The following is a 17,639-nucleotide window of genomic DNA, read 5'->3' as shown; positions in this document are numbered from 1 at the left end:
CCGGCGATCAGCAGATTCATCCGCTTGCGCTTCTTCTGCCTCGGCGGGCCGGGCCAGCGTCGGTTCCGCGTCGGTGGGTGGCCGCGCCGCGGTCGCTCGGGCGAGCGTCTCGCCGGTATCCGGTGGACCGGGCGGCCCCGGTGGTCCTGGTGGGCCGAACGGGCCGGGCCGAGGTGGGCGAGGCGGCCGTGGTGCGGGCGACCCCGCCGCAGCGGCCAAGGCCAAGAAGCGCAAGCGGATGAATCTGCTGATCGCCGGGTTCGCCGTCTTCATCATGCTCGCCGGTGTCGGCGTGGTCGGGTTCACCTACTACTCGACGAACGTGGTCATGCCAGACGAGATCACTCCGCCGCAGGCGACCACCCTCTACGCGTTCGACAACAAGACGATCATCGCCAAGGTCGGCACCCAGAACCGCACGCTGGTCACGATCGAGCAGATCCCGGAGTACGTCCAGCACGCGGTCGCGGCCGCCGAGGACCGCAACTTCTACCGGCACTCCGGTGTGGACTACAAGGGCATCGTCCGGGCCGCATGGAACAACGTCTCCGGCGGTGACAAGCAGGGCGCCTCGACGATCACGCAGCAGTACGCCCGCAACGCGATCGAGAACCTCAAGGACGACACCTACGGTCGGAAGGTCAAGGAGGCGATCTTCGCCTCCAAGCTCAACGACGAGTACACCAAGCCGCAGATCATGCAGCACTACCTGAACGTCATCTACTTCGGCCGCGGCGCCTACGGCATCGAGGCGGCGGCGCAGACCTACTTCGGCAAGTCGGTGTCGAAGCTGACTCCGGCCGAGGGCGCGGTGCTCGCCGCTCTGATCAAGCAACCGGAGCCCAGCGCGACGCACCAGGGCTACGACCCGGCGATCAACCCGACGGACGCCCAGGATCGCTGGAACTACGTGATCGACGGCATGGTCAAGGAGGGCTGGCTGAGCGCGGCCGAGCGGCCCACCGAATATCCGTTGAAGAGCATCAAGAGCCCGAAGAAGGGCGGCGTCGGGCTCGACTACGGCGTCGACACGCCGTACGGCAACGTCATCAACTACGTCCGGGACGAGATGCGGGACAAGGGCATCTGCGTCGACAAGGACGAGCAGGTGACGGAGGCCAAGCCACTGTGCACGCAGGCGTTGATGGCCGGTGGTTACCGGATTCGCACCACCATCGACACCAAGATGCAGGCGGCGGCGGTCGAGACGGCCCAGCGCAAGACCAAGGGCTCCGAACTGAACGATCAGCCGTCCAACCTCATGGCCGCGGTGGTCTCGGTTGATCCGGCGAACGGGCGGGTGGTCGCCTACTACGGCGGCGACAACGGCACCGGCACCGACTACGCCGGCAAGAACACCGACTCCAACGGGGCGATCAGCGGCGGCCACTCACCCGGCTCGAGCTTCAAGATCTATACCCTCGCGGCCGCGCTCAAGGCCGGAAAGGCGCTCGAGTCCCGGTGGAAGGGCAAGGCGTTCACCCCGGAGGGCACCAAGTTCAAGGTCAGCAACGCTGGTACGGATGACCCGAGCTGCCACAACTCCTGCACGCTCAGGGTGTCGACGCTCAAGTCGCTGAACGTGCCGTTCTACTACGTCACCCAGGAGATCGGTGCCGACAAGGTCGTCGACATGGCCAAGCAGGCCGGCATCACCACCATGTGGCGTACGGACACCAACCCGGCCAAGGCGTACGACCTGACCAAGACGGACGCGAAGGACATCACGCCGGAGCCGTTCTTCAACGTGGTCGGCTACGGCCAGTACCCGATCACGGTGCTGGACCACGCCAACGGCGTCGCCACCTTCGCCAACGGTGGCGTCTACAACAAGGCGCACTTCCTCTACTCGGTGGAGAAGCAGAACCCGAACACCGGCAAGTGGGACAAGGTGTCCAGCGAGAAGCTCGATTCGAAGCGGCGGATCGACAAGGACGTGGTAGCCGACGTCACGTCGGTGTTGAAGGACTACCCGGCTGCGGTCAACCACCGGCTCGATGACGGCCGCAAGGCTGCCTCCAAGACCGGTACCTGGGAACTCAAGGGCGACAGCTCCGACAACGGCGACGCCTGGATGATCGGCTACACGCCGCAGCTGGCCACTGCGGTGTGGGTGGGCAACGTGAAGGACCGCAAGCCACTCATCCTCAAGGACAAGCGCAAGGTCAGTGGTGGAAACCTCCCGGGTGACATCTGGGAGCGGTACATGAACGAGGCGCTGAAGGGCAAGGACAAGCTCGACTTCCCGGCCGCGGCGAACATCGGCGACCCGGAGTCCGGCAACGGTGAGGCAGCACCTCCGCCGACGCCGCCCCCGGGGCAGCCGGGTGGGCCGGGTCAACCGGGCGGGCCGGGCGGAACGCCCTGTGACCCGCTGACCAACCCGTTCTGCCCGCGTACCGACGGCAACACCGGCGGCAACGGCCCCGGCGGTCCGGGCGGTCCCGGGAATGGCGGAAACGGTGGGGGGCTGCTGCCCGGGCTGACACCCACCACGCGGGACTGACCCGCACCACGCACGACGCCGCCGCCGGCTGGACGAACCCGTCCGGTCGGCGGCGGCGTTTTCCGTACGCGAAGCTGCCCGCGACGGCACGTCCGAAGGTCACCCAGATCCGGTCCGTCGGGTGCGGCGTCCGGACGCTCACAGCTTCCGACGTCGATGGGTCAAGTCGAACCAGACTGTGACGTGCGTGTTCCACGCACCCCCCGTCGTACGGCAGGATGCCTTTTTATGAGCACCCAGTCGACGCCCGGCATCGACGACGCCGGCACCACCGACCACCCGTCCCGCTCCGACGGGTTCGTCCGCGGCCTCTCCGGCGCCATCGGTGGGCCGCTCGGCGACCACGCGACGGCACTGGACCGGCCAGCCGGCCACGAGCGTCGGTTCTGGACCGTCGTCCGGATCGTCCTGGCGCTGGCCTGCCTCACGCTCGCGTTGCACTGGGTGCAGAAATCCCCGTGCCAGGACGGCGCCTGGCAGAAGAACGTCCAGTACACGCGGTTCTGCTACACCGACGTCCTCGCCCTCTACTACGCCGAGGGTCTCAACGAGGGCAAGGTGCCCTACCGGGACCACCCGGTGGAATACCCGGTGCTGACCGGCTACTTCATGGGGGCGCTGGGCCTTCCGGTGCACGCCATCGGCGACGGCGACCCGAGCATCAACCAGGGCCAGTGGTTCTACAACCTCAACGCGCTGGTGCTCGGTGCGCTCGCCATTGCCACAGTGGCGGTGATTCTGGCATTGCGGCGCCGACGACCCTGGGACGCCGCGTTGTTCGCACTCGCCCCGGCCCTGGTGCTCACCGCCACCATCAACTGGGACCTGCTCGCCATCGGGTTGGCGGCGTTCGGTCTGCTGGCCTGGGCCCGACGACGACCAGCGGTGGCCGGCATCCTGCTCGGCCTGGCCGGCGCGGCGAAACTCTGGCCGCTGTTCCTGCTGGGGCCGATCCTCGTCCTGGCGCTGCGAGCCAACCGGCTCCGCGCCGCGCTCACCGCGCTCGGTACGGCTGCGGTGGCCGTGGTGCTCGTGAACCTGCCCGCCTTCCGGGCCAACCCCGACAACTGGGGTCGGTTCTTCGAGCTGAACACCACCCGGCCGATCGACTGGGGCACACTCTGGTACATCGGGCGTTATCTCGACGGCAAGGTCGGCAACGACCCCGGCCAGCAGGGCCCGTTCGAATGGTTGAACGCCAACATCCCCGCCCTCAACACCATCTCGTACGCCCTCTTCGCGCTGGCCTGCCTCGGCGTGGCCGTGCTGGCGCTGCGGGCGCCGCGCCGGCCCCGGCTCGCCCAACTCGCCTTCCTGGTGGTCGCCGCGTTCCTCATCTTCAGCAAGGTCTGGTCCCAGCAGTTCGTGCTCTGGATGCTGCCGTTGGTGGTGCTGGCCCGCCCGAAGTGGGGGGCCTTCCTGGCCTGGCAGCTCGCCGAGGTCTGCTACTTCGTCGCCTTCTACGGTGAGCTGCTCGGCGCGGCGACCAGCCGCCCGGTCTTCCCGGAGGGCGTGTTCGTGCTGGCCTCGACGCTGCGGCTGGCGACAGTGGTGACCCTGTGCGTGCTGGTCATCCGGGAGATCATGCACCCCGAGCAGGACGCCGTACGGGCCACCTATGCCGACGACCCCGACGGCGGCGTGCTCGACGGCGCACCGGACGCACCCTGGCTGGACCGCTGGCGCCGCCGAGCAACGCCCACCGAACCCGAACCGGAGCCGGCCATCACCACGTGAGAGAGCGTCAGAGTCGATAGACGACGGCGTCGCCGACGTCCTGACGCGTGATGTCGAGCGACTCGACAGGTGCGTCGATGGTGATCTCCCACGGGGTGCCGGGCACCTGGCTGCGGAGCAGCACCACCGTGCGCACGCCGAACGTCCGCAGGTAGTCGACGCTCTTCTGGTCGGGGAACGACTGGCTGATCCGCCGGACGTCGTCGAGCTGCCGAGGCGTGAAACCGCTGCCGCCGTTCACCACGTCCGGAAACCCGTCGGTCGACCAGAGCATCACGTGCTGGTCGATGCTCTGGTTGCTGGGCAGCACCAGCATCGGTCCCTCAGCCGAGCGCATCGCCGCCGGCTCGGTCGGCACCACCGGATGCGGGGTGGCGTTCAGGCCCTCGAGTGTGACCAGCAGCAGCGGCAGCAGGGTGGCCATCCGCAGCCACGGCCCCGGCCAGGACGGGATCCGCTGCGCGGCCAGCTCACGGACCCGGTCGGTGAGAGCGGTCACCGCGCCCGCCGCGAGCAACGCGAGCAGCAACGTGGTCCACAGCATCAACCGGCCCGGGGTACGCAGCGCGTTCCAGCCCGGTGCGTGCTCGAAGAGCGGCACGTAGGTGAACGTGCCGTCGAAGAAGCGGGTGCCCATCGCGAAGGCCATCGTCACCAGCACCCCGACGAGCAACAGCAACCGGTGCCGTAGCCGCCAGACCGAGAAGAACAGCCCACCGGCGGCCAGCGCGTAGAGCACGAAGCCCGGCAGCAGCGTCATCTCGGGATGCCACGGCAGCGCCGCACGGGCGCCCTCGTGCAACCCACCCCAGATCCGTGATTCGGCAGGTGCGGTCACGAAGCCGGACGCCGGCGGCGAGAAGATGCTGATGTCGCGGATCGTCCGCTCGGCGTACGGGTGCAGTTCGGTCACCATGAAGTACGGGGACGCCATCAGCACGCCCACCCCGGCGAAGAACAACCCACCCACCATGTCGGCCACGAGGAGTCGGCGGCCGAACGGCAGCGCCCGACCGGACCTCAGCCGGCGAACTCCGAACAGCACCGCGACGACGAGCACCGCGGCGGCCAGGAAGTACGCGAACGGCAGGCCGATGCCGAAGCCGAGGCTGACCTGCCAGGCCGCCACCAGCCAGCCGGCGTACACCCAGCCGTCATGCCGCCGCTCCGGCCGGTAGCCGTGCCGCAGCGACCAACCGTGCCCCCGCGCGAGCATCGCGAGCGCCAGCGGAATGCCACCGTTGGAGAGCACGTGCAGGTGCCCGGCCTGGGCCAGAAGCCACGGCGCGTAGGTGTAGGCGACCCCGGCGACGGCGGCGCCGATCCGACCGGCGCCGAGCTGCCGGGCCAGCGCGTACGCGCCGAGCGTGGCGAGCGCATGCGCCAGCACGAACATGATGTTGTAGCGCAGCACCGCGTCCTGGGGGCCACTGCCGAGCATCCCGGCCGGGGCATAACCGAGCAGCGTGTCGGAGAACGCGAAGCTCCACAGCTCCGGGAAGAACGTGTTGGACTGCCACAGTCGCGCCGGGTCGGCCAGCAGGATGTGCCCGGACCAGGCCATCTGCCAGGCTTGCAGGCTCGGATCCCAGGTGTCCTGCGGCAGGGTGTAGCGCGGGTAGCGCAGCGTCGGCCAGGTCATCAGCACGGCCAGCGTCAGCGAGGCGAGGGTCGCCAGGGTCCACTCGTGGACCAGGAACCGGCCGACGGCGCGGGCGGCTCGGCTGAGTCGGCTGGGCCGCGGCTCCGGCGCCGAGGCGAACGCCTCCCAGCGTTCGGCCTCGACCGGCTTCGCGTCACCGTCGGCCTTGCGCGGAGCGTCGGCGCCGTCCGCCTTCGTACCCTCGGCTTCGTCGACGTCCTTGGCTGCGGCGTCCTTGACGGCGACGTCCTTGGCTGCGATGTCCTTGACCGCGGCGTCCTTGACCGCGGCGTCCTTGACGGCGACGTCCTTGACCGCGGCGTCCTTGACGGCGACGTCCTTGACCGCGGCGTCCTTGGCCGTGGTGTCCTTGGCCGTGGTGTCCTTGGCCGCGCCGTTCTTCGCGCGGCGGCCCTTCGCGGCGGACCTCCTGCCGCCGACCTTGACGATGCCGTCCTTCGTGGCGTCGCGTTCTGCCCGGCCGTTCGGGGCGGCGTCACCCTCGGCCCCGGCAGTGGCGACAGGCGTGTCATCGGCGCGGGGCGGGCTGGCCGCGTCGGTGCCGGCGGTCGCGTCGGACCGGGACGTGGCGCTCGCGGGAGACGGCGGGGCGGGCGGGGCCCCGACGTGCGTCGGCGCCGATGGGCTCGGCGCGTCGTCGGTCGGAGTGGGCCGGGGGTTCCCGGGCTGTCCGGTGGTCATGCGGCCGGGCGCTCCGTCCCGAGCTGCTGGCGAAGGAAGTCGATGTCGGCCGCCTGACCGGAGACGCCGCCCGGGGTCTCGACGACCACCGGCGCACCGGCGGCCCGGATCACGGCCACCACCAGCTCCGGGTCGATCGTCCCGCCGCCCAGGTTGTCGTGCCGGTCCTGGCCGGAGTTGAACGCGCCCTTGGAGTTGTTGGCGTGCACCAGATCGATCCGGCCGGTGATCGCCTTCACCCGGTCGACCAGACCGAGCAACTCCTCACCACCGGCGTACGCGTGGCACGTGTCGAGGCAGAAGCCGACCTCGTGGTCGCCGATGGCGTCCCAGAGCCGGGCCAGCGCGTCCAGCCGGCGGGCGCAGGCGTTGTCACCGCCGGCGGTGTTCTCGATGAGGACCGGGATGCCGAAGCCGCCGGAGTCGGCCGCGTACGCGAAGGTCTTGCGCCAGTTGTCGAAGCCGACCGCCAGGTCGTCCCCGGCGTTGACGTGCCCGCCGTGGACGATCAGGCCCTTGGCGCCGATCTCGGCCGCCGCGGTCGCGTGCCCGAGCAGCAGCTTGCGGCTGGGGATCCGGATGCGGTTGTTGAGGGTCGCCACGTTGATGACGTAGGGGGCGTGCACGTAGAGGTCGACCTCGGCCGCGCGCAGCTGCTCGGCGTCCTCCCGCGGCTTGGGTGCCTTCCATCCCTGCGGGTCGGAGAGGAAGAACTGCACGGTGTCGGCGGACCGGGCGGTCGCCTCCGCCAGCGGGTCGGTCGAATCGACGTGGGCTCCGATACGCATGGCAGCGAGCCTACGTCGCGACCCCGACGGCTGCGGCGACGGCCGGTGCGGTGTCGTCGCTCGTCGCGTCACCCCGGCCGGTCGACGATCGTTGATGGGTTGGAACCCGGCGAGCAGGGCCCGGGGCTGCGCGTGGCGGGTTCGCCGTGCATGGCAGTCGGCGCTCGTCGGCCCGGGAGCGAGGTCATCCCCGCGGCGCGGCCCGGCGCCGTGGGGGCGACCCCTCGACGTACCAGATCTCCGCCGACGCAGAATCTCGGAAAATTCTGCCTTTTGCCCCGACAAGGGACAAGAGCCGTTGTATCGTCAGATAACAACACGATAAAGCTCCGCGGGGCGTCTTCGGTCCAACCTCATCGGTGTGGTCGTTCCTCCCCAGGTCCCACCCAAGGAATGCGGACGGGACGCTCCGCGGCCTCGTTGACGGGGGCTCGCCACCGACCAGTGACGGTCGGGTGGCGGGCCCCCGTCGGCATGTCCGGGGCACTGGCCCGACCACCCCGGGCATGATCGTCCAGACCGGGTATCCTGGTCAGGTTGTCCGCGTCCGGCCGGGTTCCCCCGGCACGTGCGGGCAGCGACGCACGACCTCCTGCCACGGAAGGACCGTGGCCGCTTAGCCCACAGGAGGTGAGCACGTCTTGCGTCATTACGAGATCATGGTGATCCTCGACCCCAGCCTCGAGGAACGCACCGTCGCCCCGTCGCTCGACACGTACCTGAACGTGATTCGGACCGCGGGTGGCTCGGTTGAGAAGACGGACGTGTGGGGCCGCAGGCGCCTCGCGTTCGAGATCAACAAAAAGGCCGAGGGCATCTACGCCGTCGTCGACCTGCAGGCCACGCCTGCTGCCGTGGCCGAGCTGGACCGTCAGCTCCGGCTGAACGAGTCCGTGCTGCGCACCAAGGTCATCCGGCCGGAGATGCGCTAAGCATTCAGTCCGGCATTCAACCCGGTTCGTCCGGATCAGCCTCCGCGACTCTGTCGTACGGCTCTGCGAGCCTGTACGACGAGACGCTGAGTGCGCGAGGAGATGGTCATGGCAGGAGACACCACCATCACGGTCATCGGCAACCTGACCGATGACCCCGAGTTGCGGTTCACCCCGTCCGGTGCGGCGGTCGCCAAGTTCCGGGTCGCTTCGACGCCCCGTTTCATGGACAAGACCACCAATGAGTGGAAGGACGGCGAGCCGCTCTTCCTGGCTTGCACCGTGTGGCGTCAGGCGGCGGAGCACGTCGCCGAGTCGCTGCAGCGGGGCGCCCGCGTGATCGTCTCGGGTCGGCTGCGTCAGCGGTCGTACGAGACCCGCGAGGGCGAGAAGCGCACCGTCATCGAGCTTGAGGTCGACGAGATCGGCCCGTCGCTGCGCTACGCCACGGCGAAGGTGCAGAAGATGTCCCGCTCCGGTGGCGGTGGCGGCGGCTTCGGTGGTGGCGGCGGTGGTGGCCAGGGTGGCGGCGGAGGCAACTTCGACGACCCCTGGGCTTCGGCCGCACCTTCTCCCGCGCGTGCCGGTTCGGGCGGCAACTTCGACGAGGAGCCTCCGTTCTAATGGCGCCGAGCGCCCGCGATCGCAAACCAGGAGCAAGGTCAATGGCCAAGGCTGCGGCACTTCGCAAGCCGAAGAAGAAGGTGAACCCGCTCGACAAGGACGGGATCACCTATATCGATTACAAGGACACGGCGCTGCTGCGCAAGTTCATCTCCGACCGCGGCAAGATCCGCGCTCGGCGGGTCACCGGCGTGACCTCGCAGCAGCAGCGGCAGATCGCCCGCGCGGTCAAGAACGCCCGCGAGATGGCGCTCCTGCCGTACACCGCAACGGCCCGCTGAGAGGAGGCACCGATATGAAGATCATCCTGACTCAGGAAGTGTCCGGCCTCGGTGCCCCGGGCGACATCGTCGAGGTCAAGGACGGCTTCGGCCGTAACTACCTGCTGCCGCAGGGCTTCGCGATCGCCTGGACCAAGGGCGCGGAAAAGCAGGTCACGGTCATCAAGCGGGCCCGTTCGGCCCGCGAGATCCGCGACCTCGACCACGCGAACGAGGTCAAGGGCCAGCTTGAGGGTCTCAAGGTCAACCTGAAGGCCCGCGCCGGCGACGGCGGTCGGCTCTTCGGCTCGGTCACCTCGGCCGAGATCGTCGACGCCGTCAAGGGCGCCGGCGGCCCGGTCCTCGACCGTCGCCGGCTGGAGGTGCCCGGTCACATCAAGTCGACCGGCACCTACCCGGTGAAGATCAAGCTGCACCCCGAGGTCACCGCGTCGTTCAACCTGAACGTCGTTCAGGGCTGACGACCAGCTGCACCACGACGAGGGCCCGCACCGAGCGATCGGTGCGGGCCCTCGCGCATGCCCTCGTGTGACGGCTCGCCGTCAGCCGATCGGTTGACCGGTCACCGCGCTGATCAGCACCGTGGAGAGGCCACCGCCGACAACCGCGGCTGCCAGCGCGATGGTGGCCGACCGCCACGTCGTGCCCACCCGCCGCAGCAGGGCCGCCACCACCAGACTGCTCACCAGCGCCAACCCGAAGCGCGGCGAGCCGGCCAGCAGCGACTCCAACGCCCGTGACCGGGCGGAGTCGCAGCCACCCCCGCTGATGTCGGTGACACACCCCGCTGGCGCCTGCCCGTCCAACGTCAGCAACCACAGGAAGATCAGCACCGCCGGCACCAGGTAACAGGCGGCGGTGTAGAGCAGAGGCCGGACGGACCCGCCGGGATCCGGGTCGAGCAGGTCGTCCTCCAGACGACGCGCCCAACCGCCGGTCGCCACGGACTCCACCCGCCGTCGGACCGACGCCGCGCCGACCGGCGGCCGACGCCGGGCGTCCTCAGGGGGTACGGGAGCAGTGCGCGGTCGTGGAGCTGTGTAACCGACCACAGGCGACCGGGGCGCCGACGTCGTCGTGTCCATCCAGCGCGGATCGTCCCCGGACAACCGCGTGCCGGACCAGAAACCGTTGTCCCGGCTCGGCCACCCCCCGGCGGCCGTGAAGCGGTCGGAACGGGGTGGGAGCGTCCGGTCCCACTGGTCGTCCTCGACCGCCGATCGTTCCCACTGGCCGGTGCGGTCCGACCGCTCCCAGCCACCGATGCTCTCCGCCTGCGACCACTGCTCGCTCAGGTCGGTGCCGTCCGGCCCGGCCGGCGGCCACGCGTGCACACCCGACGCGTCCCACGGGTCCACGGCTGGCGCGTACGGCGGGTCCGGCTCCGCCGGCCGCTCCGACCCGCGTTCCCACGGATCCACCGCCGGACGTGTCCAGGACTCCTCCGCCGCCCGTCGGCTGCGCCGTGTCGGCCGGCTCGGCTCCGGACGGGACGTCCCGTCGGCCGGATCGGACTCCAGATCCCCACCGGACCAGATCACCTGGGGACGGCCGGCGGGCGCACGGCGGGGACGACGGTCCGGGACCGCGCCGGAGACCGGCTCCTCGCCCGCCGCGTCGGCACGCCGGCGGCCGGCGTACCCGCCGTCCTGCGGTCGGTCGAGCGTCCACTCCCGGGTGTGGTCCGAATCGGGGCCCGCGCCGATCGCCGGCTGCGCACGCCAACCCGTCTCGATGGCACGCCGTGGGGCGCCCGTCTCGGGGCTTCGCCAGCCACCCCCGGAACTCGGACGCTCGACCTCGACCTCGACGTCGGGCTCGTCCTCGTCGGGCGCGGCGTGTCGGCCACCGCCGTCGGCGTGCCGAACCCCCGACTCCAGCGCCCACCGCGGCAGGTAGGCGTCGACCGGCTCATCCTGCCCACGGTCCAGCGCGCGCCGCCGACTGGAGGTGCGATAGCGCGCGTCCTCGTCGTACGGGGCGACCGGAGCGGGCAGCATGGGCTCACCCCACGAGGCGGTCGGCGGGCGCTCGCGCGGGCTGCCCTCCCCGCGTCCCCAGTCCCGGTAACTCACGGCCGGAGTGTGACCCTTCTGAACCGAAAGCGTAATCCGCTGTCCAGGTGTAGCCGTTCGCTGGAGATAGTACGGGAAGATCGTGTCACAGAACCGACCGAAATATTCTCCTCCACAGGCTGGGGACCACGTTTCAGCAGCTCAGAGCCTTGTGGCCGAGAATTCCCCAACCGTTGTCCACAGCCTGTGCACACCCTGCGCACATGCTCGTCCACCGGTGTCCACAGGTTGTCCCGAGGCTCGTCCACCGGGCTTGTTGAGTCGCTGACCTCGGGGTCCGTATGGTTGGCCCTCGACCGCCGGCGCGATGGCCCCCGATCGACCGGCCTGGTCGGAGGGAACTGTCGTACCCCGGCGGTAGAGCTGGGACCGGATCCGACGCAGTGGAGGGGGGACCCGTGTCGGTCACCGACGACAGGCGGGCGGAGTCACGGCCCGGCGGCGGCCAGCCGCCCGTGCAGCGGGACGGCCAGTTCGACAAGACCCCGCCCCAGGACGTCGCCGCCGAGCAGTGCGTCCTCGGCGGCATGCTGCTCTCCAAGGACGCCATCGCCGACGTCGTCGAGATCCTCAAGACCAACGACTTCTACCGGCCGGTGCACGCCACCATCTTCGACATCATCCTGGACATCTACGGCCGGGGTGAGCCGGCCGACTCGATCACCGTTGCGGCGGCACTCGCCGACTCCGGCGACCTCGTCCGTGTCGGCGGGGCGCCCTACCTGCACACCCTCATCGCCAGCGTGCCCACCGCCGCGAACGCCGCCTACTACGCGCGGATCGTCAGCGAGCGGGCGGTGCTGCGCCGGCTCGTCGAGGCCGGCACCAAGATCGTGCAACTGGGCTACGGCACCGCCAGCGGCGGCAGCCGCGACGTCGACGATGTCGTGGACCTCGCGCAGCAGGCGGTCTACGACGTCACCGAACGGCGGGTCAGCGAGGACTTCGCGATCCTGGCCGACATGCTCCAGCCGACGCTCGACGAGATCGAGGCGGTGGGTGCGCAGGGCGGAATGATGACCGGTGTGCCGACCGGCTTCACCGACCTGGACCGGCTGCTCAACGGCCTGCACGCCGGCCAATTGATCATCGTGGCCGGCAGGCCGGGTTTGGGCAAGGCGCTCGCGCTCGACACCCCTCTGCCGACCCCTGACGGCTGGACCACGATGGGTGAGGTCAAGGCGGGCGATCAACTACTGGCGGCGGACGGCTCCCCGACCACTGTCACACGCGCCTTCGACGTGATGCACGACCGTCCCTGCTATGAGGTGGAGTTCTCCGACGGCACCGTCATCGTGGCGGACGCGGAGCACCTGTGGAAGACGACCACCCGAGCGAGCCGTCGCCAGAGCCCGGCACGGCGGACGCGGCACTGGCCCGAATCGTCGCTGACCAACCTGCGTGCGGCCCGCGAGACGCTCGGCGCCGCGGGAAACCAGCCGATCACCCTCTTCGACACGCTCGAGCAGGTCGGGCCGGAGTTCCGGCACGTCCTGCACACCGTCGCGCGTCAGGTCGGGTCGACCGGCCGGATCAGCCGCCCGATCGTCCGCAACGGCAAGACGAGGAACTGGACTGCGCCCGCCTACCCAGCCGGTCCGCTGGTGACAGCGCTTCTCGAACGGGCTGAGCGGGAGGTCAACGCAGGCAGCCGGGTCGACCATGATGGCGTCGTCACCACTGCCGAGATCGCGGCCACGCTGCGTACTGACACCGCCGACCGACGGCTCAACCATGCCGTACAGAACTGCGCCCCCCTCCAACTCCCGGAACGCGATCTGCTGGTTCCGCCCTACACGTTGGGGGCATGGCTCGGGGACGGGCACACCGGCGCCAGCCGCTTCACCACCGCAGATCCGGACATGATCACGCACGTCGAGTCGGATGGCTTCGCCGTGCGGCCCAGCGGGCCGATGGTCTACAGCATCCTGCTGAGGCCCACGCCGGTTGTTCAGGCGCACGGCGTCTGCGTGGACTGCGGCGTATCCACCAGGGCGTTGCGTGAAAATCCGGCGACCAGGAAGTGTGCGGACTGCCGGCACCGCAACGGTTCCTTCCTCGGGCTGCTGCGTCAGATCGGGGTAGCGGCGGACAAACACATCCCTGATGCCTACCTACGCGCTTCCGAGGCGCAGCGCCGGGCGCTGCTGGCTGGCCTGATGGACACCGACGGCACCGTCGCCCCCACCGGTAACCTGCAGTACACGTCGACCTCGAAGCGACTGGCGGAGGACGTACGCGAACTCATCGTCAGCCTCGGCTACCGCTGCACGGTCAACGCCAAGCAGGTGCGCGGCCGCACAAACGAGTCGTCGATCGCGTACACGTTGAACTTCTCCACCCCCGACGTCGTCTTCCGGCTCAAGCGCAAGCAGGACGCGCACGTCGAACGTCGCCGGAGCACCTCCGACGTCCGGACGACCTCGCGGTACATCGTCGACGTACGTCAGGTGCCGAGTGTGCCGGTCCGGTGCGTCACGGTCGACAACCCCGAGCATCTCTACCTGGCCAGCCGGGCGATGATTCCCACCCACAACAGCACGGCAAGTATGGACTTTGCCCGAAATGCTGCTATCCGTGCTAACCAGGCCGCCGCCATCTTCTCGCTCGAAATGAGCAAGGTCGAGATCGTCATGCGACTGCTCTCGGCCGAGGCGCGGGTGCCGCTGCACGTGCTGCGCAGTGGGCAGCTCTCCGACGACGACTGGACCAAGCTGGCCAGGTGCATGGGTGAGATCAGCGAGGCGCCGCTGTTCGTCGACGACACGCCGAGCATGAACCTCATGGAGATCCGGGCGAAGGCTCGCCGGCTCAAGCAGCGACACGACCTCAAGATGATCGTCGTCGACTATCTCCAGCTGATGACCTCGCCGAAGCGGACCGAGAGCCGGCAGCAGGAGGTCGCGGACCTTTCCCGTGGCCTGAAGCTGCTCGCCAAGGAGGTGGAGTGCCCGGTCATCGCGGTGAGTCAGCTGAACCGTGGTCCCGAGCAGCGCACCGACAAGCGCCCCCAGCTGTCCGATCTGCGGGAATCTGGGTGCCTCACGGCAGATAGCCGCCTGATCCGTGCGGATGACAATAGCGAGATCACGCTCGGTGAGCTGCTCGCCGACAGCGCGAAGGACATCCCGGTCTGGGCACTGGATGAGGGCCTCCGCTACACCCCGCGCACCATGACCCACGTCTTTCCTAGTGGCACCCGCGAGGTCTTCCGTTTGACTCTCGCCTCGGGCAAGCGAATTGACGCCACAGCCAACCACCCGTTCCTAGCATTCAGCGGATGGGTGCCCCTGGGTGAACTCTCGCCGGGAGACCGCATCGCTACGCCCCGACACCTGCCGCCTCCCATGGCCGTCCGGCCGTGGGACGACGCCGAGGTCGTCATGTTGGCGCATCTCCTCGGCGATGGTTCCTTCGTGCGGCGGCAGCCGATCCGGTACGCGAGTTGCGATGAGCTGAACCTCCAGGCGGTGACGGACGCGGCGAAGCATTTTGGGATCAGCGCCGTGCGTGACGACTATCCGGCGGCGAGAGTGACCACGCTCCGCCTGCCCGCTCCTTACCGACTGGCGCGTGGTCGGCGTAACCCGATCGCGGAGTGGCTGGACAGCTTGGGGCTCTTCGGCCTCAGATCACACGAGAAATTCCTCCCCCCGCCTCTCTTCAGCCTGCCGAAGGAGCAGGTGACCACATTCCTGCGCCACCTGTGGTCAACGGACGGGTCGGTGACTGTCAACAAGTCAGGTCGTGGCGGACGCATCTACTTCGCGTCCACGAGCCGACGAATGCTTGAGGACATCTCTCGACTGCTCCTGAGGTACGGCATCACAGCCCGGCTGAAGGACGTTCCAGTGGCAGGTCATCGTCCGCAGTACACACTCGACATCTCCGGCCGCGACGACCAGTTGAGGTTCCTGCGCGAGATTGGCGTCCACGGGCAACGGTCGGAGGGCTGTACCGCTCTCCTTGCCTCGTTGGAGGCGATCGAGAGCAACACAAACGTCGACACGGTACCGCGCGAGGTGTGGGCCAAGGTCAAGGAGATCCTGGTCGAGCAGGGGATGACCCACCGCGAGTTTGCGAAGGCGATCGGCACCCAGTTCTGCGGCAGCACCCTCTGGAAGCATGCACCCAGCCGCTCCCGACTGGCGGCGATTGCCGGCGTCCTAGACGCTGCAGACCTGGACCTGCACGCCACCAACGACATCTTCTGGGACTCGATCGCGTCCATCGAGTCGATCGGCGAGCAGGAGGTGTTCGACGCGACCGTGCTTGAGAAGCACAACTTCATCGCCAACGGCATCGCCACCCACAACTCGATCGAGCAGGATGCCGATGTTGTCATCCTGCTGCACCGCGACGACTACTACGACAAGGAGTCGCCACGGGCGGGAGAGGCGGATTTTATTGTTGCCAAGCATCGGAATGGGCCGACCGACACGGTGACGGTCGCGGCTCAATTGCACCTGTCCCGCTTCGTCGACATGGCCATCGGCTGAGCGACACCCGCATCGGTCACCCGAGCAGGGGGAACCAGCCCGCCGCCTCACCCAACTCCAGTCGGTCCCGGTCGGTGAGCGGGATCCTGCCGGTGGCCTTCAGGAGAAACTCGTTGTCGTCCCATCCGGCGGGGCGGACCGCGTCGTCGCTCAACAGACCATCCATCGTGGAGACGGCGACCCGTACCGCCAGTGGGCCGGGTGGCGGCGCTTCCGGCAGCTCCGGCGTCAGATCCAGGTGGTGCACCACGGCCTCGGTGGTCAGGGTGGCCAGGAGATCCGGTACGCGGAGCACGTGCCCCTGCGTGGTGACGTACCCCTCGGGGTCCGCCGACGCGGCGGCGCGGACCGCCGCTGGCGCGGTCTCCTTCCAGAGGCGGACGATGCCGATCGGCAGGTCGAAGGCGGACGCCGACCGGCGCACCCACCAGGCGTGCCGGGCGGCCTGGTCATCGCCGCCCGGGAAGCCGCGCCAGTAGGACACGTCGTCCACGTCGGCGGGACCGTCGACAGGGCTGGCCAGGGCCACGAGGGCCCGCTGGGCGTCGCCGAGCACGTGCAGCAGCAGGTCCGCGACGAGCCAGCCCTGGCAGCGGGTCGCTCGTTGCAGGTGCGCGTCGTCCAGGCCGTCGACCACCGCCGTGATGCCGTCGTACGCCTGGGCGAGAGCCTCGTCCGGCCGGATCTCGGTCATGCGATGCAGCCTCGCAGAACGCACCCCGGCCGCCAACCTACGGGCCACGGGTGACGTGCCTCTGAGTCACGGCCGTGACCCAGAGGCCCGTCACCTGGGATGACGGTCGGGCTCAGCCGAACATCTCGTCGAGGAAGCCCTTGCGCTTCTTGTGCCGGTAGTGCCCGTGGTAGCCCTGGTGCTGCTGACCGTAGGCAGGCGCCGGCGGGTAGCCGTGGACGGGCGGCGGGGGCGGCGGCGGGGGGACCGCGCCGTAGCCGGGCTGGTGCTGCGCCGGGGCGTGCGGCGGCGGGTAGCCGCCCGGCTGCTGAACGGGCTGCGGCGGCGGGCCGCCGGCCTGCTGGCGGCTCCAGTTGGCCTCTGCCTCGAACAGCTTCTCCAACTCGCCGCGGTCGAGGAAGATGCCCCGGCACTCCCCGCACTGGTCGATGACGACACCGCTGCGCTCGTATTGACGCATTTCGCCGTGACACTTGGGACAGGTGAGGCTATTCATCACCCGACGGTACCTGGTCGAGCTAAGCGGTTGCTGTGAGCGCGTCGGTGACCTCGTCGTCGGAGACCTCGTGGAAGTCGTCGTAGTAGACGCTCACCGCGCCGAAATCCGAAGGGCGCTGCGCGCAGACGACCTGGTCGGCCTCGGCGGCCAGAAGCTCGTACGCCTCCTGCGCGCCGACCGGCACGGCCACCACCACCCGGCGGGCGCCGAGCCGGCGGACGACCTCGACTGCCGCGCGGGCGGTCGCGCCGGTGGCCAGACCGTCGTCGACGATCACGGCGACGCGGCCGGTGAGGTCCAGCGGTGGACGACCGCCCCGGTAGAGCCGCTCGCGGCGCTCCAACTCGACCTGTTCGCGGCCGCTGACCTCGGCGATGTCGTCGCTGCTGAGACGGCCGGCCATCGCGTCGTTGAGCACCTGCACCCCGCCCGGGCCGAGCGCCCCGAAGGCGACCTCCCGGGCCCAGGGCATGCCGAGCTTGCGGACGACCAGCACGTCGAGGGGGGCGCCGAGCCGTTCGGCGACGACGCGGGCCACCGGTACGCCGCCGCGGACGAGGCCGAGGACTACCGTGTCCGGTTCGCCGACGAGGGCGGTGAGCCGCTCGGCGAGCACCCGGCCCGCCTCGGCGCGGTCGCGGTAGGTGGTCATGTCTTCAG

At 69.5% G+C, this 17,639-nt stretch carries 13 protein-coding genes; 7 read left to right on the top strand and 6 right to left on the bottom strand.

Going from position 1 to position 17,639, the window contains the following annotated elements; translation table 11 throughout:
- Both B0E54_RS08370 and B0E54_RS08365 read left to right on the top strand, forming a co-directional pair.
- Positions 1 to 2,506 (top strand): transglycosylase domain-containing protein (locus B0E54_RS08370; protein WP_234582691.1); only part of this gene is annotated, 2,506 nt, incomplete at its 5' end.
- Positions 2,507 to 2,734: 228 nt separating this feature from the next.
- Positions 2,735 to 4,243 (top strand): glycosyltransferase family 87 protein, encoded by a 1,509-nt coding sequence (locus B0E54_RS08365; RefSeq protein ID WP_234582690.1) that lies wholly within the window; start codon positions 2,735 to 2,737, stop codon positions 4,241 to 4,243.
- Positions 4,244 to 4,250: 7 nt separating this feature from the next.
- Here the strand turns inward: B0E54_RS08365 and B0E54_RS08360 are convergent, their stop codons facing one another.
- Together B0E54_RS08360 and B0E54_RS08355 are read right to left on the bottom strand one after the other, a co-directional pair.
- On the bottom strand, positions 4,251 to 6,587 hold the full coding sequence (locus B0E54_RS08360) for a hypothetical protein (RefSeq protein WP_234582689.1): 2,337 nt from the start codon (positions 6,585 to 6,587) through the stop codon (positions 4,251 to 4,253).
- On the bottom strand, positions 6,584 to 7,375 hold the full coding sequence (locus B0E54_RS08355) for a deoxyribonuclease IV (RefSeq protein ID WP_234582688.1): 792 nt from the start codon (positions 7,373 to 7,375) through the stop codon (positions 6,584 to 6,586). Before B0E54_RS08355 ends, B0E54_RS08360 begins: the two co-directional genes overlap by 4 nt.
- Positions 7,376 to 8,016: 641 nt before the next feature.
- Here B0E54_RS08355 and rpsF point away from each other — a divergent pair.
- From rpsF to rplI, 4 genes are all read left to right on the top strand, one after another.
- Entirely contained in the window at positions 8,017 to 8,307 is a 291-nt protein-coding gene (rpsF, locus tag B0E54_RS08350) for a 30S ribosomal protein S6 (protein ID WP_007453836.1), read from the top strand.
- A gap of 90 nt (positions 8,308 to 8,397) precedes the next feature.
- On the top strand, positions 8,398 to 8,931 hold the full coding sequence (locus B0E54_RS08345; protein ID WP_234582687.1) for a single-stranded DNA-binding protein: 534 nt from the start codon (positions 8,398 to 8,400) through the stop codon (positions 8,929 to 8,931).
- A gap of 41 nt (positions 8,932 to 8,972) precedes the next feature.
- Complete coding sequence (gene rpsR / locus B0E54_RS08340; protein ID WP_007073789.1) at positions 8,973 to 9,212, top strand: 30S ribosomal protein S18; 240 nt, start codon at positions 8,973 to 8,975, stop codon at positions 9,210 to 9,212.
- A 14-nt stretch (positions 9,213 to 9,226) separates the two neighbouring features.
- Positions 9,227 to 9,673, top strand: a complete 447-nt coding sequence (gene rplI / locus B0E54_RS08335; protein WP_007453817.1) for a 50S ribosomal protein L9 — start codon at positions 9,227 to 9,229, stop codon at positions 9,671 to 9,673.
- A gap of 81 nt (positions 9,674 to 9,754) precedes the next feature.
- Here rplI and B0E54_RS08330 read toward each other — a convergent pair whose 3' ends face one another.
- Positions 9,755 to 11,287: a hypothetical protein gene (locus tag B0E54_RS08330; protein ID WP_234582686.1), complete on the bottom strand. Its 1,533-nt coding sequence runs from the start codon at positions 11,285 to 11,287 to the stop codon at positions 9,755 to 9,757.
- Between the two features lie 281 nt (positions 11,288 to 11,568).
- Between B0E54_RS08330 and B0E54_RS08325 the strand changes: the two genes are divergently transcribed.
- Positions 11,569 to 15,786, top strand: coding sequence for a replicative DNA helicase (locus B0E54_RS08325; protein ID WP_308195341.1), 4,218 nt, complete (start codon positions 11,569 to 11,571; stop codon positions 15,784 to 15,786).
- A gap of 16 nt (positions 15,787 to 15,802) precedes the next feature.
- Here the strand turns inward: B0E54_RS08325 and B0E54_RS08320 are convergent, their stop codons facing one another.
- The 3 genes from B0E54_RS08320 to B0E54_RS08310 all read right to left on the bottom strand — a co-directional run bounded on the left by B0E54_RS08320 (position 15,803) and on the right by B0E54_RS08310 (position 17,631).
- Positions 15,803 to 16,480, bottom strand: coding sequence for a maleylpyruvate isomerase N-terminal domain-containing protein (locus B0E54_RS08320; protein WP_234582684.1), 678 nt, complete (start codon positions 16,478 to 16,480; stop codon positions 15,803 to 15,805).
- Positions 16,481 to 16,592: 112 nt separating this feature from the next.
- Positions 16,593 to 16,976, bottom strand: a complete 384-nt coding sequence (locus B0E54_RS08315) for a zf-TFIIB domain-containing protein (RefSeq protein ID WP_234582683.1) — start codon at positions 16,974 to 16,976, stop codon at positions 16,593 to 16,595.
- A 22-nt stretch (positions 16,977 to 16,998) separates the two neighbouring features.
- A complete protein-coding gene (locus B0E54_RS08310) occupies positions 16,999 to 17,631 on the bottom strand; it encodes a phosphoribosyltransferase (protein WP_234582682.1) in 633 nt (210 codons plus the stop codon).
- Positions 17,632 to 17,639 lie beyond the last annotated feature (8 nt).

This window comes from Micromonospora sp. MH99, from assembly GCF_021442385.1.
Classification (GTDB): Bacteria; Actinomycetota; Actinomycetes; order Mycobacteriales; family Micromonosporaceae; genus Micromonospora.
This window is presented reverse-complemented; position numbering and strand designations above follow the sequence as displayed.

Excerpts from the sequence above, each read along its gene's own strand:
- B0E54_RS08355 (WP_234582688.1), bottom strand. The coding sequence starts at position 7,375 with ATGCGTATCGGAGCCCACGTCGATTCGACCGACCCGCTGGCGGAGGCG.
- B0E54_RS08320 (WP_234582684.1), bottom strand. The coding sequence starts at position 16,480 with ATGACCGAGATCCGGCCGGACGAGGCTCTCGCCCAGGCGTACGACGGC.
- rplI (WP_007453817.1), top strand. The coding sequence starts at position 9,227 with ATGAAGATCATCCTGACTCAGGAAGTGTCCGGCCTCGGTGCCCCGGGC.
- B0E54_RS08365 (WP_234582690.1), top strand. The coding sequence starts at position 2,735 with ATGAGCACCCAGTCGACGCCCGGCATCGACGACGCCGGCACCACCGAC.
- B0E54_RS08360 (WP_234582689.1), bottom strand. The coding sequence starts at position 6,587 with ATGACCACCGGACAGCCCGGGAACCCCCGGCCCACTCCGACCGACGAC.
- B0E54_RS08310 (WP_234582682.1), bottom strand. The coding sequence starts at position 17,631 with ATGACCACCTACCGCGACCGCGCCGAGGCGGGCCGGGTGCTCGCCGAG.
- B0E54_RS08325 (WP_308195341.1), top strand. The coding sequence starts at position 11,569 with ATGGTTGGCCCTCGACCGCCGGCGCGATGGCCCCCGATCGACCGGCCT.
- rpsR (WP_007073789.1), top strand. The coding sequence starts at position 8,973 with ATGGCCAAGGCTGCGGCACTTCGCAAGCCGAAGAAGAAGGTGAACCCG.
- B0E54_RS08315 (WP_234582683.1), bottom strand. The coding sequence starts at position 16,976 with ATGAATAGCCTCACCTGTCCCAAGTGTCACGGCGAAATGCGTCAATAC.